The sequence below is a fragment of the Streptomyces sp. NBC_01260 genome, from assembly GCF_036226405.1.
GTDB lineage: Bacteria > Actinomycetota > Actinomycetes > Streptomycetales > Streptomycetaceae > Streptomyces > Streptomyces laculatispora.
In genome coordinates, this window is record NZ_CP108464.1 from 2188953 (window position 1) to 2202532 (window position 13580).

The 13580-nt window shown below is 71.3% G+C and carries 16 protein-coding genes and 1 pseudogene; 5 read left to right on the top strand and 12 right to left on the bottom strand.

Annotated features, from left to right (window positions below):
• Nucleotides 1-14: 14 nt before the first annotated feature.
• A complete protein-coding gene (locus OG322_RS09505) occupies nucleotides 15-704 on the bottom strand; it encodes an SDR family oxidoreductase (protein WP_124285090.1) in 690 nt (229 codons plus the stop codon).
• 38 nt (nucleotides 705-742) lie between these two features.
• Nucleotides 743-1282, bottom strand: a complete 540-nt coding sequence (locus tag OG322_RS09510) for a TIGR00730 family Rossman fold protein (RefSeq protein WP_123461800.1) — start codon at nucleotides 1280-1282, stop codon at nucleotides 743-745.
• A 77-nt stretch (nucleotides 1283-1359) separates the two neighbouring features.
• Between OG322_RS09510 and OG322_RS09515 the strand changes: the two genes are divergently transcribed.
• Complete coding sequence (locus tag OG322_RS09515; RefSeq protein WP_329306291.1) at nucleotides 1360-1695, top strand: DUF427 domain-containing protein; 336 nt, start codon at nucleotides 1360-1362, stop codon at nucleotides 1693-1695.
• A gap of 106 nt (nucleotides 1696-1801) precedes the next feature.
• A complete protein-coding gene (locus OG322_RS09520; RefSeq protein ID WP_329306292.1) occupies nucleotides 1802-2602 on the top strand; it encodes an alpha/beta fold hydrolase in 801 nt (266 codons plus the stop codon).
• Between the two features lie 118 nt (nucleotides 2603-2720).
• On the opposite strand, the gene mnmA is transcribed toward OG322_RS09520, so the two are convergent.
• Complete coding sequence (gene mnmA / locus OG322_RS09525; RefSeq protein WP_123461797.1) at nucleotides 2721-3851, bottom strand: tRNA 2-thiouridine(34) synthase MnmA; 1131 nt, start codon at nucleotides 3849-3851, stop codon at nucleotides 2721-2723.
• Between the two features lie 61 nt (nucleotides 3852-3912).
• On the opposite strand from mnmA, the gene OG322_RS09530 reads away from it, so the two are divergent.
• The gene (locus tag OG322_RS09530; RefSeq protein ID WP_123461796.1) at nucleotides 3913-4599 is read left to right on the top strand and encodes an N-acetylmuramoyl-L-alanine amidase; all 687 of its coding nucleotides are present in this window, start codon (nucleotides 3913-3915) and stop codon (nucleotides 4597-4599) included.
• Here OG322_RS09530 and OG322_RS09535 read toward each other — a convergent pair.
• The 3 genes from OG322_RS09535 to OG322_RS09545 all read right to left on the bottom strand — a co-directional run bounded on the left by OG322_RS09535 (nucleotide 4592) and on the right by OG322_RS09545 (nucleotide 6477).
• Nucleotides 4592-5761, bottom strand: a complete 1170-nt coding sequence (locus OG322_RS09535) for a cysteine desulfurase family protein (RefSeq protein WP_123461795.1) — start codon at nucleotides 5759-5761, stop codon at nucleotides 4592-4594. The two genes, OG322_RS09530 and OG322_RS09535, sit on opposite strands and share 8 nt — an antisense overlap.
• Before the next feature lie 142 nt (nucleotides 5762-5903).
• Nucleotides 5904-6260 carry a DUF4190 domain-containing protein gene (locus tag OG322_RS09540; protein ID WP_260146817.1) on the bottom strand — a complete coding sequence of 119 codons (357 nt, stop codon included), beginning with the start codon at nucleotides 6258-6260 and terminating at the stop codon, nucleotides 5904-5906.
• Between the two features lie 55 nt (nucleotides 6261-6315).
• Complete coding sequence (locus OG322_RS09545; protein ID WP_164494411.1) at nucleotides 6316-6477, bottom strand: hypothetical protein; 162 nt, start codon at nucleotides 6475-6477, stop codon at nucleotides 6316-6318.
• Between the two features lie 102 nt (nucleotides 6478-6579).
• Between OG322_RS09545 and OG322_RS09550 the strand changes: the two genes are divergently transcribed.
• The gene (locus tag OG322_RS09550) at nucleotides 6580-7206 is read left to right on the top strand and encodes a TetR family transcriptional regulator (RefSeq protein WP_123461794.1); all 627 of its coding nucleotides are present in this window, start codon (nucleotides 6580-6582) and stop codon (nucleotides 7204-7206) included.
• Between the two features lie 16 nt (nucleotides 7207-7222).
• Nucleotides 7223-7561: pseudogene (locus OG322_RS09555) on the top strand (alpha/beta fold hydrolase); the annotation flags it as partial.
• On the opposite strand, the gene OG322_RS09560 reads toward OG322_RS09555, so the two are convergent.
• The 6 genes from OG322_RS09560 to OG322_RS09585 all read right to left on the bottom strand — a co-directional run bounded on the left by OG322_RS09560 (nucleotide 7509) and on the right by OG322_RS09585 (nucleotide 13552).
• Entirely contained in the window at nucleotides 7509-8501 is a 993-nt protein-coding gene (locus OG322_RS09560) for a helix-turn-helix transcriptional regulator (protein WP_123461793.1), read from the bottom strand. The pseudogene OG322_RS09555 and the gene OG322_RS09560 overlap by 53 nt on opposite strands.
• Nucleotides 8502-8538: 37 nt before the next feature.
• On the bottom strand, nucleotides 8539-9405 hold the full coding sequence (locus OG322_RS09565) for a thioesterase family protein (protein ID WP_123462520.1): 867 nt from the start codon (nucleotides 9403-9405) through the stop codon (nucleotides 8539-8541).
• 105 nt (nucleotides 9406-9510) lie between these two features.
• Nucleotides 9511-10170 carry a trimeric intracellular cation channel family protein gene (locus OG322_RS09570; protein ID WP_123461792.1) on the bottom strand — a complete coding sequence of 220 codons (660 nt, stop codon included), beginning with the start codon at nucleotides 10168-10170 and terminating at the stop codon, nucleotides 9511-9513.
• 18 nt (nucleotides 10171-10188) lie between these two features.
• On the bottom strand, nucleotides 10189-11394 hold the full coding sequence (locus OG322_RS09575; protein WP_398911759.1) for an ABC transporter ATP-binding protein: 1206 nt from the start codon (nucleotides 11392-11394) through the stop codon (nucleotides 10189-10191).
• Between the two features lie 59 nt (nucleotides 11395-11453).
• Nucleotides 11454-12545 carry an ABC transporter ATP-binding protein gene (locus OG322_RS09580; RefSeq protein WP_123461791.1) on the bottom strand — a complete coding sequence of 364 codons (1092 nt, stop codon included), beginning with the start codon at nucleotides 12543-12545 and terminating at the stop codon, nucleotides 11454-11456.
• Complete coding sequence (locus OG322_RS09585; protein ID WP_123461790.1) at nucleotides 12542-13552, bottom strand: ABC transporter permease; 1011 nt, start codon at nucleotides 13550-13552, stop codon at nucleotides 12542-12544. The genes OG322_RS09580 and OG322_RS09585 overlap by 4 nt, the downstream gene beginning before the upstream one ends.
• Between the last annotated feature and the right edge of the window lie 28 nt (nucleotides 13553-13580).

Genomic DNA, 13580 nt, shown 5'->3' on the forward strand with positions numbered 1-13580 from the left:
CCCCGCCCGTGCCGTCAGCGGCCGGGGCGCACCGTGAGGTCGTTGACCTCGGCGTCGCGCGGCAGGTCGATCGCCATCAGGATCGTGGTGGCGACGGACTCCGGGTCGATCCAGCGCTCGGCGTCGTACTCCTTGCCCTCCTGCTGGTGGACCTTGGCCTGCATGGGGCTCGCGGTGCGCCCTGGGTAGACGGTGGTCACCCGGACCCCGTTGCCGTGCTCCTCGTGGCGCAGCGAGTCGGCCAGTGCCTTCAGCCCGTGCTTGCTCGCCGCGTAGGCGCTCCACTCCGCGTGGGCGGCGAGCCCGGCGCCGGAGTTGACGAAGAGGACGTGGCCCTCGGCGACGCGCAGCTGCGGCAGGAAGAGCCGGGTCAGTTCGGCCGGGGCCACGAGGTTGGCGTTGAGCTGGAGGTGCCAGGCCTTGGGCGTGAGCTCGCCGACCCGGCCGAGCTCGACGACGCCGGCGATGTGCATCAGTGAGTCGAGCCGCTCGGGCATCGGCTGCTGGGCGAAGGCCCAGGAGAGCCGGTCCGGGTTGGAGAGGTCGCCGACGATCGTGCGGGCGCCGGGGTACAGCGCGGCGAGCTCCTTGGCGCGGCCCGCGTCACGGGTCAGGAGTACGAGATCGTCCCCGCGCTCCAGGAGGCGGCGAGCGACTGCTGCGCCGATGCCGGAGCCGGCGCCGGTGATGAGGTGAGTGGACATGCCCCCATCGTCGCACCCGTCCACCCGGCGCCGGCACATCACTGCAGGCCGGACCACTCCTCCAGGTAGGCCAGGGCGCCCACCCCGTCCTTCGCGAAGAACACCAGGTCGGTCAGCGGGAGCGGCAGGAAGCCCTCGTCCTCCATGCGCTGGAACTGCTGGCGCAGGCCGTCGTAGAAGCCCGCCGTGTTGAGCAGCACGACCGGCTTGGTGTGCTTGCCGTGCTTCTTGAGCTCCAGGATCTCGGTGGCCTCGTCGAGCGTGCCGGTGCCGCCCACCATGATCACGACGGCGTCGGCCTTCTCCAGGAGCAGCGCCTTGCGCTCGGCGAGATCGCCGGCGATCACCATCTCGTCGGCGTTGGTACGCGCCTTCGCGGCCAGGAAGTCCACCGACACCCCTACCAGCTTCCCGCCCGACTCCTGCACCCCGTCGGCCACGACCTTCATCAGCCCGCTCTCCGAGCCGCCCCAGACCAGGGTGTGCCCGCCGCGGCCGAGCAGTTCGGCGAATTCGCGGGCGGGGCGGGTGTAGCGCTCGTCGAGGTCGGCGGCGGAGAGGAATACGCAGATCTTCATGGCCTCCACGGTAGAACCCGCCACCGACAGCCGGGCCGCCGGGGAAGAAATGGGCGTGCTGTGCCGCTGAAACACACATGACTGCCACCCGAGGACACCTCATCACCGTCGAGCCCGGCACCGAGCATGTGCGTGTGGTCCGCGACGGCGTGCTGCTCGCCGAGAGCCGGCGCCCGCTCGTCCTGCGCGAGACCGGCTGCCCGGTCCGGTACTACCTGCCCGCCGAGGATGTCCGCACCGAGCTGCTGACGGCGTCGGACACCCGCACCCACTGCCCGTTCAAGGGGGACGCGTCCTACTGGTCGCTGCCGGACGGCGCGGATCTGGTCTGGGCGTACCCGGAGCCGAAGGAGGAAGTCGCCGCGATCAAGGACCACTTCTGCTTCTACGACACGGAGACCGTCCCCTCCTGACAGCCGACCGGCCGTCAGCACCCGCTGTGAGCTGCGGAGAAGAGAGACCTCAAAACTTCTTCGCGTCCGGCGATGAGTTTCCGGGCGCCCCGCAGTCCACCTTCACATGGACAAGACTCTCTCCCGCGACGGCACCGTGATCGCGTACCGGTGCCGGGGTGAAGGACCATCGGTGATCCTCGTGAGCGGGGCCCTGGGCACGGCCGCGACCGAGGCTCCGCTGGCCCGTCTGCTGGCGCCGCGCTTCCATGTCGTCACCTACGACAGGCGCGGCCGGGGCGACAGCGGTGACAGCGCGCCGTACGCGGTGGGGCGCGAGATCGAGGACCTGGCCGCGATCGCCGAGGTGGTGGGCGGCCGCCCCTCGGTGTTCGGTGTCGGGGCCGGCGGCGTACTGGCCCTGGAGGCGCAGGCCGCCGGGCTCCCCGTCGGCCTGCTCGCGGTCCACGAGCCGCCGTACACCCCCGGCGCCGCCGGCCTGCTGTTCAAGGCGGGCTGTACGGCCCGGCTGCACCGGCTGCTGTCCGCCGGGGACCGGGACGGGGCGGTGGAGCTGTTCCTGACCGTGACGGGCGTACCGGCCGATCTCATCGCCAGGATGCGGTGTGCGCCGCTGTGGCGGAGCCTGGAGTCCGTGGCGCACACCCTGGCGTACGACGACGCGCTGCTCGGCGACGGCTCGGTGCCGGACGAGCGGTTCGCCTCCGTCACGGCGCGGACCCTGGTGGTCAGCGGTGGCTTCGGTCCGGCCTCCGCACGGGCGGCGACCCGCCTGCTGGCGGACGCCCTGCCCCGGGGCCGCCACCGCACGCTCACGGGCCAGACCCGGGAGCTGGCACCGCAGGTGATCGCTCCGGTACTGGCGGAGTTCTTCACCCGGAACGTGTACGTGGGCCAGGCGTCCTGAGGGGGTCGCGAGCACTCCGCGCGGCCACGCCCGTACAGGGGTCGGGCGTTTCCGCGCGGAGTACGGGCGCCGCGGGGTACCGGCGTCGCGGTGGCACCGACCTCGCGGGCGGGGCGGATCAGCCCGCCGCGGCCGTCTCCCGGCGCACCGTCGTCGCGATCGTCGCGGAGCCGACCACCCGGGTGCCGTCGTACAGCACGACCGCCTGGCCCGGGGCCACGCCCCGTACCGGCTCGGCGAACGAGACGGTGAGGGTCTTGTCGAGCAGTTCGGCCGTCACCTCGGTCTCACCGCCGTGGGCGCGGAGCTGGGCGGTGTACGTGCCCGGGCCGGCCGGCGGCGTGCCGCACCAGCGGGGCTTGATCGCGGTCAGGGCGGTCACGTCGAGGGCCTCGACGGGGCCGACGGTGACCGTGTTGTTCACCGGGGAGATGTCCAGGACGTAGCGCGGCTTGCCGTCGGCCGCGGGGTGGCCGATGCGCAGGCCCTTGCGCTGGCCGATGGTGAAGCCGAAGGCGCCCTCGTGGGTGCCGAGCTTCGTACCGGACTCGTCGAGGATGTCGCCCTCCGCCGTGCCGCCCAGGCGGTCCGCCAGGAAGCCCTGGGTGTCGCCGTCGGCGATGAAGCAGATGTCGTGGCTGTCGGGCTTCTTGGCGACGGCCAGGCCCCGGCGCTCGGCCTCGGCGCGGATCTCGTCCTTGGTGGTGAGGGTGTCGCCGAGCGGGAACATCGCGTGGGCGAGCTGCCGCTCGTCCAGGACGCCCAGCACATAGCTCTGGTCCTTGGCCATGTCGGAGGCACGGTGCAGCTCACGGCTGCCGTCGTCGCCGAGGACCACGGTGGCGTAGTGGCCGGTGCAGACCGCGTCGAAGCCCAGGGCGAGGGCCTTGTCGAGCAGCGCCGCGAACTTGATCTTCTCGTTGCACCGCAGGCACGGGTTGGGGGTGCGACCGGCCTCGTACTCGGCGACGAAGTCCTCCACGACGTCCTCGCGGAAGCGTTCCGCCAGGTCCCAGACGTAGAAGGGGATACCGATGACGTCCGCGGCGCGGCGGGCGTCCCGGGAGTCCTCGATCGTGCAACAGCCCCGGGCCCCGGTCCGGAAGGACTGCGGGTTCGCGGAGAGGGCGAGGTGCACACCGGTCACATCGTGGCCCGCCTCGGCGGCGCGGGCCGCGGCGACGGCGGAGTCGACACCGCCGGACATGGCGGCGAGGACACGGAGGGGGCGCTGGGAAGTCTGAGTCATAGCTCCACCAGGGTACGGGGCACCGGGAACCGAACGCTCATGGATATGCGTTGTCGATCACATGGGGACCAAAGGCACGACGGGCGCCAAAGGGCCGGGCACCGGGATCAGCCGGCGTTCGGTGCTGATCGGCGGCGCCGTCACGGCGGTCGGGACGGCGGCGCTGGCCCGGGACCGGCTGAAGCGTGCCTGGTGGCGGCTGCCGGGCGTGGAGAAACCCCGCACGCCGGGTCAGGTGGACTATGCGCGGGCCGAGTGGACGGCGGCGTCCCCGTCGAACTGGCGGCGGGCGGACCGCCCCGACGACTACGGCATCGACCGGGTCGTCATCCATGTCACCCAGGGCAGTTTCCAGAGCGCGGTCAAGGTCTTCCAGGACCCGGGGCACGGCGCGGCGGCGCACTACGTGGTGCGCAAGGACGGTCATGTGACGCAGATGATCCGCGAGCTGGACGTGGCGTTCCACGCGGGCAACCGCTCGTACAACGAACGCAGCGTCGGCATCGAGCACGAGGGCTTCGTGGACCGCCCGCAGGACTTCACGGCGGCGATGTACGGGGCGTCCGCCCGGCTGACCGCGGCGATATGCGGGCGGTACGGGATACCGGTGGACCGCAAGCACATCATCGGGCACGTGGAGGTGCCGGGCGCCGATCACACGGACCCGGGGAACCACTGGGACTGGGACCGGTACATGAAGCTGGTCCGGGCGGCGGCTTCGGGCACCGGCCGGAAAACCGCTAGCTGAGCCCCGCCGTGCGGGCCCGTTCCACCGCCGGGCCGATCGCCCGTGCCACGTCGTCGATGTCCTGCTTGGTCGTGGTGTGGCCGAGCGAGAAGCGCAGGGTGCCGCGCGCCAGATCCGGGTCGGTGCCGGTGGCGAGCAGGACGTGACTGGGCTGGGCGATCCCGGCCGTGCAGGCGGAGCCGGTCGAGCACTCGATGCCCTGGGCGTCCAGCAGCAGCAGGAGGGAGTCGCCCTCGCAGCCGGGGAACGTGAAGTGCGCGTTGGCCGGGAGCCGGCCGCCGGGGGCCGGGTCGCCGCCGAGGAGGGCGTCGGGGACCTGCGCCAGCACGGCCGCGACCAGTTCGTCGCGGAGGCCGCCGGTCTCCCGGGCGAAGTCCTCGCGCCCGTCGGCGGCGAGCCGTCCGGCGACGGCGAACGCCGCGACTCCGGGCACATCGAGGGTGCCGGAACGCACATGGCGCTCCTGGCCGCCGCCGTGCAGTACGGGAACGGGGGTGTACTCGCGGCCGAGCAGCAGTGCGCCGACGCCGAACGGGCCGCCGATCTTGTGTGCGCTGACGGTCATCGCGGCCAGTCCGGAGCGGGCGAAGTCGACTTCCAGCTGCCCGAAGGCCTGTACCGCGTCGGCATGCATCGGAACGTCGAACTCGCGCGCGACGGAGGCCAGTTCACGTACCGGCATGATGGTGCCGATCTCGTTGTTGGCCCACATCACGGTAATCATCGCGACGTCGTCGGGGTTACGGGCCAGCGCCTCGCGCAGCACGTCCGGGTGGACGCGCCCGTACCGGTCGACGGGGAGGTACTCGACGCGCGCGCCCTCGTGCTCGGCGAGCCAGTCCACCGCGTCGAGCACCGCGTGGTGCTCGACCGGACTGGCCAGCACCCGGGTGCGGCGGGGATCGGCGTCGCGGCGGGCCCAGTACAGGCCCTTCACCGCGAGGTTGTCCGATTCGGTGCCGCCGGAGGTGAGGACCACCTCGCTGGGGCGCGCGCCGAGGGCGTCGGCGAGGGTCTCTCTGGACTCCTCGACGGTACGGCGGGCCCGGCGCCCGGCGGCGTGCAGGGAGGACGCGTTGCCGGTGACGGCGAGCTGGGCGGTCATCGCCGCGATCGCTTCCGGAAGCATCGGCGTGGTCGCGGCGTGGTCGAGGTAGGCCATGGTGGGCTCGATTCTACGAGCCTGCGGCGGGGCGTACGGCGGGCGCATGGCGCCTTGGCGCCCGCGCACCGCGGAAGGTGCGTCCCACCCGCCCCGGCCCTGAGCCCGATCCGGTGGGGAGAGCGGCGGGAATCGAGCCCTGTCAGCCGCCGAAGTTCCAGGCGACGGCGCCGTTTCCGGTGACGAGGAAGGCCAGGATCACCAGGTCGGCGATGCCGAGTGCGAGTCCCAGCAGGGCGCGGCCGCGGCGGGCGGTGGAGCGGGCCAGGGCGATGACCGCCATGACGACGGCCGCCGGACCCAGCAGGATGTTCATCACCAGCAGACCGACGAGACCCAGGACGAACGAGGCGACGGCGAGAGCGTCGGCATCCCGGGTGGACCGGACGGAGCCGGAGCCCGCGGGGCGCCGGATGTGGTCCTGCGGTGCGTCGGCGGGGGCGCTCGGCCCGGCGGCGTCCGCCACTCCGGAGCGGCGGGTGAGTGCGGTGAGTGTCATGGTGCGGACTCCTTCGGTGACGGCTGCGGCGGGGGTGACCGGACGGAGGCGTCCGTCACCGGGACCGGCGCTGCGCGCCCATCCGCTCGCGCACGGCGAAGACCAGCAGCCAGCTGCCGATCAGCGCGCCGAGGACGAGACTCAGCGGCAGCGGGATCTGGGCCACCGCTCCCAGCACGATCCCCAGCAGAAGCAGGGCGACGACAAGGACGATCATGGCCGGCCTTTCCACGGTTGAGAGTACGAGTGTTCACTGACTTGTCAGTCTAGACCCGCACGCCCCTTCCCCGCCCCGGAGAACAGTTGTTTACTGAATGGCATGAGTCACATCGCCGGCATCCGTCAGACCCAGAAGCTGAAGACGCGTCAGTCACTGCTGGACGCCGCCCTCGGACTGCTGGAGCACCAGAGCCTGAGCAGCCTGGGACTGCGCGAGGTGACCCGCGCCGCCGGTGTCACACCCACCGCCTTCTACCGGCACTTCGACGACATCGCCGCGCTCGGGGTGGCTCTCGTCGAGCAGACGCTGGGCAGCCTGCACGGAATGATCGGCGCGATCCTCGCCGAGACCGGCGACAGCGAGGTCCGGCTGGACCGCAGCGTCGGCCTGATAACGCGCCATGTCCGCGAGCAGCCCGCCCACTTCCGGTTCATCGCCCGTGAGCAGCACGGCGGGGTCGACCCGGTCCGCGAGGCCATCGCCTCCCAGCTCCGGCTGTTCGCCCAGGAGGTGGCGGCGGCGCTCGCCGGGGAGCCGGAGTCGCGTGGCTGGAGCGAGGAGGACCTGCTGATGCTGGGCGGCCTCTACGTCGACCACATGGTGATCACCGCGTCGGCGATGCTGGACGCAGGCCCGGACGACGGACGGACGGTGGCCGAGGTCGCCCGGCGCCGACTGCGCCTGGTCACGCTCGGCCGGCTGCACTGGCTGGACGACGCCTCCTGACCCCGTGGCCCCGCGCCCCCGGGTGACCTCGCCCCTCGTCTCGCCCTGGTGCACCGAGGCCGGGCAGCCCGCCTTCTACCGGCAGATCAGCCAGAACGACCAGCGGTTCACCGACGAGATCCAGCACCGCTACGGGGAGATCGAGCTGCCGGTGCTGATCTGCTGGGGCGCCGAGGACACCTGGATCCCGGTGGCCCGCGGGCATGAACTGGCGTCCCTCGTGCCGGGTTGCGAGCTACGGCTCATCGAGGGCGCCGGCCACCTCGTGCAGGAGGACGCCCCGGCCGAGCTGACCGCGGCGCTCACCCGCTTCCTGCGGACTCCCCCGGGTCCGGATCCCCGTACAGCGCCATGACGGCGGCCGCGTGCGCGGCCACCACCGAGCGCGCCCCGGGCGGGGCGAGGACCTCGACGTTCGGGCCGAAGGAGAGCAGGGAGCGCGCCCACTCCACCGATTCCACGGCCAGCTCGGCCCGCAGCCACTCGCCGTCCCGCTCCTCGGGCCGCGGCTCCCCGGTGAGCACCCCCGCGTGCAGCCGCAGGAACAGATCCAGCCGCGAGCGGTGCACCCGGACCCGCAGGATCACGCCGCCCTGCCGGTCCTCGACCTGGCGGCGCAGCAGCTCCCACGCCTGAGCCAGCTCCACCCCTCGCCTGCGCACCACCGCTTCGTCGGTGAGGACGGCCCGCCGCACCCGGTCCGCACGGAAGAGCCGGGGCTCGCCGTCGCGGTCGGCGACCAGGTACCAGACGCCCGCCTTCACGACCAGGCCGTACGGATCGACGGTGTAGTCGCGCGCGGTCCGCGTACCGCTGTGCCGGTAGCGCAGCCGGAGGCGCCGGTCGGTGAACACCGCGTCGTGCAGCTCGGCGATGTCGACGGCGGCGCGCGGACCGCTCCGCCAGCGCACCGGGTCGACGAGGATCCGGCGGCTGGTCAGCTCGGCGGCGGGCCGGTGCGGGGCGGGCAGCGCCGCCATCACCTTGCGCAGCGCGGAACCGATCGCCGCGTCGAGCCCGAGCGCCGCGTGGGCGCCGTCCGCGGCCAGCACGAACAGGGCGCGCGCCTCGTCGGCGGTCAGCCCGGTGACATCGGTGCGGAACCCGGGCAGCAGGGCGATCCCGCCGTGCCTGCCGCGCTCCGCGTAGACGGGGACGCCGGATGCGGAGAGCGCCTCGACGTCCCGGTAGATGGTGCGTACGGAGACGTCGAGGCGCTCGGCGAGCTCGGGCGCGGGGACCGGGCCGCGGGTCTGGAGCAGCAGCAGGATCGAGAGCAACCGGTCGGACTTCACCGCACCAGCATCCCCCGGTTCCGGCCCTCGCGGGGTGTCAGCTGCGCGGCGCCCTGGCGAGCTGGCGGGACTGGGCGACCAGCCGGTCCGCGCTGTCCCAGACGTCCGCGTCCTCCTCCAGGAAGCCGCCCGCCAGGTTGCGGGTGGTGATGGAGACGCGGAGCGGGCCGGGGGCCGGGCGGCAGCGGATGTGGGTGGTGAGTTCGATGGTGGGGGTCCAGCCCTTGAGCCCCAGCTCGAACGAGGTCGGCGGCAGTGCGTCGACGGTGAGCAGCAGCGAGAGCGGGTCGGCGTCGCGGCCGTCGGCGAGCCCGAACCAGCCGCGCATCTCGCCCTTGCCGGACGGCTGCCCCACGGCCCAGCCGATCGTCGCCGGGTCGAGCTTGATGTCGAGCCGCTCGGTGATGGCGGAGCTGCCCGGGATCGGGGCCGGGCCGTCGCTCGGGCCCAGGCAGTGCTCGCGGGGCGGGATGGCGGGCGGCTTCGCCGAGGTACGGATGTCGTCGGTCAGGGCGGCCAGGTCGCCGTAGGTGGCGAGGACCCGGATGCGCTCGACCTCGGTGCCGTCCTGCGCGTACTGGAAGAGGGAGGCCTCGCCGGTGGAGAGGGTGCGCCCGGTCCGGACGACCTGGGTACGGATCACCGCGGGCCCCGGGACGGACGCGGTGAGGTAGTGCGCGGAGACCGAGAAGGGGTCCGCGTGCGGGAGCGCCTCACCGAGCGCGCGGCCGAGCATCGCGAGCAGGTAGCCGCCGTTGACGGCGTGGATGATCGTCCAGCCGGCGGAGAGCTCGGCGTCGTAGACGCCTTCTTCGCGAAGGGTGACGGCGGTGTCCCGGTCGAACTCACTGTCACCGATGGTTGCCTGCGCGGTCCGTGCCGCCTGCGTTGCTGCCTGTGCCATGGAACGCACGGTACACCGATCGCGTTACTGAGCGGTAGCTTTTTCGGGTCGGTGAGATGACGGGCGGGTCGGTGGGATGACGGCCGGAGCGCTGCCCGGCGTCCTCTATCCCTCCTCGGCTGTCGCCGAGCGCCGGTTGTAGGCGCGCGGGGCCCGCCAGTGGTAGCGCAGCGCCAGCAGCCGCAGCACGAACGCCGTGATCACCGCGGCCCCGCTGGTGAAGGCGTTGAGCGCGTCGAAGCGGATGCAGAGCACGATCATCGCGGCCCCCACGATCGCGGGCACCGCGTACAGGTCGCGGTCCCAGCGCAGCAGTGAGGGCACCTCGTTGGCCAGTACGTCCCGCAGCACACCGCCGCCGACCGCGGTGGCCAGCCCGAGCGCCGCCGACGCGGTCAGGCCGAGGCCGTAGTCGTACGCCTTGACCGTCCCGGTGACGCAGAAGAGCCCGAGCCCGGCCGCGTCGAAGACATTGACGCCGACCTGGATCCGCTCGACGTGCGGATGCAGGAAGAAGACCAGACCGGCGGCGAGCAGCGGGGTGGTGAAGTACCCGAGATCCGTGAAGGCGGCCGGCGGCACCGCCCCGATGATCACGTCACGGAACAGCCCTCCGCCCAGCGCGGTGACCTCGGCGAGTACCGCGATGCCGAAGACATCGAAGTTCTTGCGTACGGCGAGCAGAGCGCCGGAGATCGCGAAGACGAAGATCCCGACGATGTCGAGCGCATGCTGGACGGAGGGCGTGAACAGTTCGTTGAGCACCGGGCAATTGTGCCGGTACTACTCCTTGGGGCTGTCCTCCGCCGGCTCGGAGGGTGTTGCGGCGTCGCCCTCGGTGAGCGCGGCACCGTCCCCGGCGGGGGCCTCGGCCGGCGCTTCGGCGGGGCTCTCCGGCTGCGCCGGCGTGATCAGCTCGACCGCTTCCCGGGCCGCGGCCGGCACCTGCTGGCCGGGCACCTGGTCCGGCGCGTTCTCCGGGTGGTGACAGGCGACCTGGTGGCCGGTCTTCAGCGCGATCAGCGGCGGTTCCTGCGTCTTGCAGACCTCCGTCGCCTTCCAGCACCGGGTGTGGAACCGGCAGCCGCTGGGCGGCGAGATCGGCGAGGGCACATCGCCCTTGAGCAGGATGCGCTCGCTTTTCGATCCGCGCCGCCGGGGATCCGGCACCGGCACGGCGGACATCAGGGCCTTGGTGTACGGGTGCATCGGCGCCGAGTACAGCGACTTGCGGTCCGTCAGCTCGACGATCTTGCCCAGGTACATGACCGCGATCCGGTCCGAGACATGGCGGATGACCGAGAGGTCGTGCGCGATGATCACGTACGTGAGCCCGAGCTCGTCCTGGAGGTCGTCGAGCAGGTTGACCACCTGCGCCTGGATCGACACGTCCAGCGCGGAGACCGGTTCGTCGGCCACCACGAGCTTCGGGCGCAGGGCGAGCGCGCGGGCGATGCCGATGCGCTGGCGCTGCCCGCCGGAGAACTCGTGCGGGTAGCGGTTGTAGTGCTCGGGGCTGAGCCCGACCAGCTGGAGCAGCTCCTGCACGTGATCCTTGAGACCGCCCTCGGGCTCGACGCCCTGGAGCCTGAACGGCGCGCTGACGATCGTGCCGATCGTGTGCCGCGGGTTCAGCGAGGAGTACGGGTCCTGGAAGATCATCTGGACGTCACGCCGCATCGGCCGCATCTTGCCCATGGACAGATGCGTGATGTCGCGGCCCTCGAACTCGACCTTGCCCCCCGTCGGTTCGATCAGCCGGGTGATCAGCCGGCCCATCGTCGACTTGCCGCAGCCGGACTCGCCGACGACGCCCAGGGTCTCCCCCGGGTACACCTCGAAGTCGATGCCGTCGACGGCCTTGACCGCGGCGGTCTGCCGGCCGAGCAGTCCCCTGCGGATCGGGAAGTGCTTGACCAGGCCCTCGACCCTGAGCAGCGGCTCGCGCGAGGAGGTGGCCTGTTCCGGGATCGTCACGTCCTTCTCCAGCACCGGGGGATTCTTCTTCTCGCTCACGTCACTCACGTCGCTCACATCACTCGGATCGCTCACAGCTTCGGCGCAATCTCTTCGGTCCAGATCCGGGTCCGCTCCTCCGGTGCCATGTGGCAGGCGGAGAAGTGCCCGTCGCCGACCTGCTTCAGCTCGGGACGCGTCGTGCGGGTGAGGTCGTCCTTGGGGATGTCCGCGTACGGGCAGCGCGGGTTGAAGGCGCAGCCGCTCGGGACGTTGATCAGTGACGGCGGCTGGCCCTTGACGGGGATCAGCCGCTCGGTCTCCTCACGGTCGATGCGCGGCATCGAGGTGAGCAGACCCCAGGTGTACGGGTGCTGGGCCTCGTAGAAGACCTTCTCCGCCGAACCGCGCTCGATGCACCGGCCGCCGTACATCACCAGGAGCTCGTCGGCCATCTCGGCGACGACCCCGAGGTCATGGGTGATCATGATGACGGCGGAGCCGAACTCCTTCTGCAGGTCCCGGATCAGGTCCAGGATCTGCGCCTGGACGGTGACGTCCAGGGCGGTGGTCGGCTCGTCCGCGATGAGCAGTTCCGGGTTGTTGACCAGCGCCATCGCGATCATGGCGCGCTGGCGCATACCGCCGGAGAACTCGTGCGGATGGGCGTCGACCCGCTTGTGCGGCTCGGGGATGCCGACCCGGTCGAGCATCTCGATGGCGCGGGTGCGGGCTATCTTCTTGCTGACCTTGTTGTGGACCCGGTACGCCTCCACGATCTGCCCGCCGACCGTGAAGTACGGATGCATCGCGGAGAGCGGGTCCTGGAAGATCATGGCCATCTTGCGGCCGCGCAGCTCGCGCACCCTGGCGTCGGACGCGCCGATCAGCTCCTCGCCGTCCAGCCAGACCTCACCCGAGATACGGGCGTTGGCGGCCGTGCGGTGCAGGCCCATCACCCCGAGCGAGGTGACGGACTTCCCGGAGCCGGACTCGCCCACGATGCCGAGGGTCTGTCCGGGCTTCACGTCGAAGCTGACGCCGTCGACCGACTTGACCAGGCCGTCATCCGTCTTGAAGTGGATGCGCAGGTCCCGGACGGAGAGGAAGGCCTCGTCGCTGCCGGCCGGCGCGGCGGCGGGCTCGCCGGCCACCGTGGTCTGTGCCTTGGAAACCTCGGTCACGAGTACCTCACCCTGGGGTCGATGGCGGCGTACACCAGGTCCACCAGCAGATTGCAGACAACGATGAAGAAGGCCGCGATGAGCGTCACGCCCATCACGATGGGCAGGTCGTTCTGCTGGACGCCCTTGATCGCGTAGAAGCCGAGGCCCTGGAACGAGAACACCTGCTCGGTGATGACCGCACCGCCGACCAGCAGACCGAAGTCCATGCCGAAGATGGTGACGATCGGGGTGAGCGCGGCCCGCAGGCCGTGCTTGCCGATGATCACGCTCTCCTTGAGGCCCTTGGCACGGGCCGTACGGATGTAGTCCTCACCCATGGTCTCCAGCATCCCGGCTCTGGTGATCCGGGCGTACAGGGCGGAGTAGAGGAAGGCGAGCGAGCACCAGGGGATCAGCAGGTTCCAGGCCCAGTCCAGCGGACTGTCCGTGAAGGCGACGTAGTTGACGCCCTCCCAGATCGGCCATTGGACGGTCAGCACTCCCAGCGCGAGCATGCCGGTGAAGAAGATCGGCAGCGAGACGCCGGCGAGCGCGACACCCATGAAGAAGCGGTCGAGGAGCGAGCCCCGCTTGAGCGCGGAGACGACACCGATCGCCACACCGCTGATCAGCCAGATCACCGCGGCACCGATGGCCAGCGAGAACGTGACCGGGATACGTGCGGACAGCTCGGGCCAGACCTCGACGTGGTTCTTGAACGAGTAGCCGAAGCACGGCACGCCGCAGTGCGAGGCGTCGGGGCCGAACTTGTAGTCGGCGCCGACGAAGATCTGCTTGAGGAAGTGCCAGAACTGCGCATACAGCGGCTGGTCGAGGCCAAGGTTCTGCTTGACCGCGAGGATGGACTGCGGATTGGCGTCCTTGCCCACGTACTGGGCCGCCAGTTGGTCCATCGTCTGCCCGGCGAGCCGGGGGACGAGGAAGAAGATCGCGAAGGTGACTGCGCTGACGATCAACAGCAGCAGTACCGCGCCGAAGACGCGTCGGATGATGTACGCAGCCACAGCTATCCGGCGCCGGTATCTGTCTGCC

Coding starts and splice junctions, on each gene's coding strand:
- OG322_RS09565 (WP_123462520.1), bottom strand. CDS start 9,405: ATGGCACAGGCAGCAACGCAGGCGGCACGGACCGCGCAGGCAACCATC.
- OG322_RS09520 (WP_329306292.1), top strand. CDS start 1,802: ATGGACAAGACTCTCTCCCGCGACGGCACCGTGATCGCGTACCGGTGC.
- OG322_RS09515 (WP_329306291.1), top strand. CDS start 1,360: ATGACTGCCACCCGAGGACACCTCATCACCGTCGAGCCCGGCACCGAG.
- OG322_RS09535 (WP_123461795.1), bottom strand. CDS start 5,761: ATGGCCTACCTCGACCACGCCGCGACCACGCCGATGCTTCCGGAAGCG.
- OG322_RS09505 (WP_124285090.1), bottom strand. CDS start 704: ATGTCCACTCACCTCATCACCGGCGCCGGCTCCGGCATCGGCGCAGCA.
- OG322_RS09540 (WP_260146817.1), bottom strand. CDS start 6,260: ATGACACTCACCGCACTCACCCGCCGCTCCGGAGTGGCGGACGCCGCC.
- OG322_RS09510 (WP_123461800.1), bottom strand. CDS start 1,282: ATGAAGATCTGCGTATTCCTCTCCGCCGCCGACCTCGACGAGCGCTAC.
- OG322_RS09545 (WP_164494411.1), bottom strand. CDS start 6,477: ATGATCGTCCTTGTCGTCGCCCTGCTTCTGCTGGGGATCGTGCTGGGA.
- OG322_RS09530 (WP_123461796.1), top strand. CDS start 3,913: ATGGGGACCAAAGGCACGACGGGCGCCAAAGGGCCGGGCACCGGGATC.
- OG322_RS09550 (WP_123461794.1), top strand. CDS start 6,580: ATGAGTCACATCGCCGGCATCCGTCAGACCCAGAAGCTGAAGACGCGT.
- mnmA (WP_123461797.1), bottom strand. CDS start 3,851: ATGACTCAGACTTCCCAGCGCCCCCTCCGTGTCCTCGCCGCCATGTCC.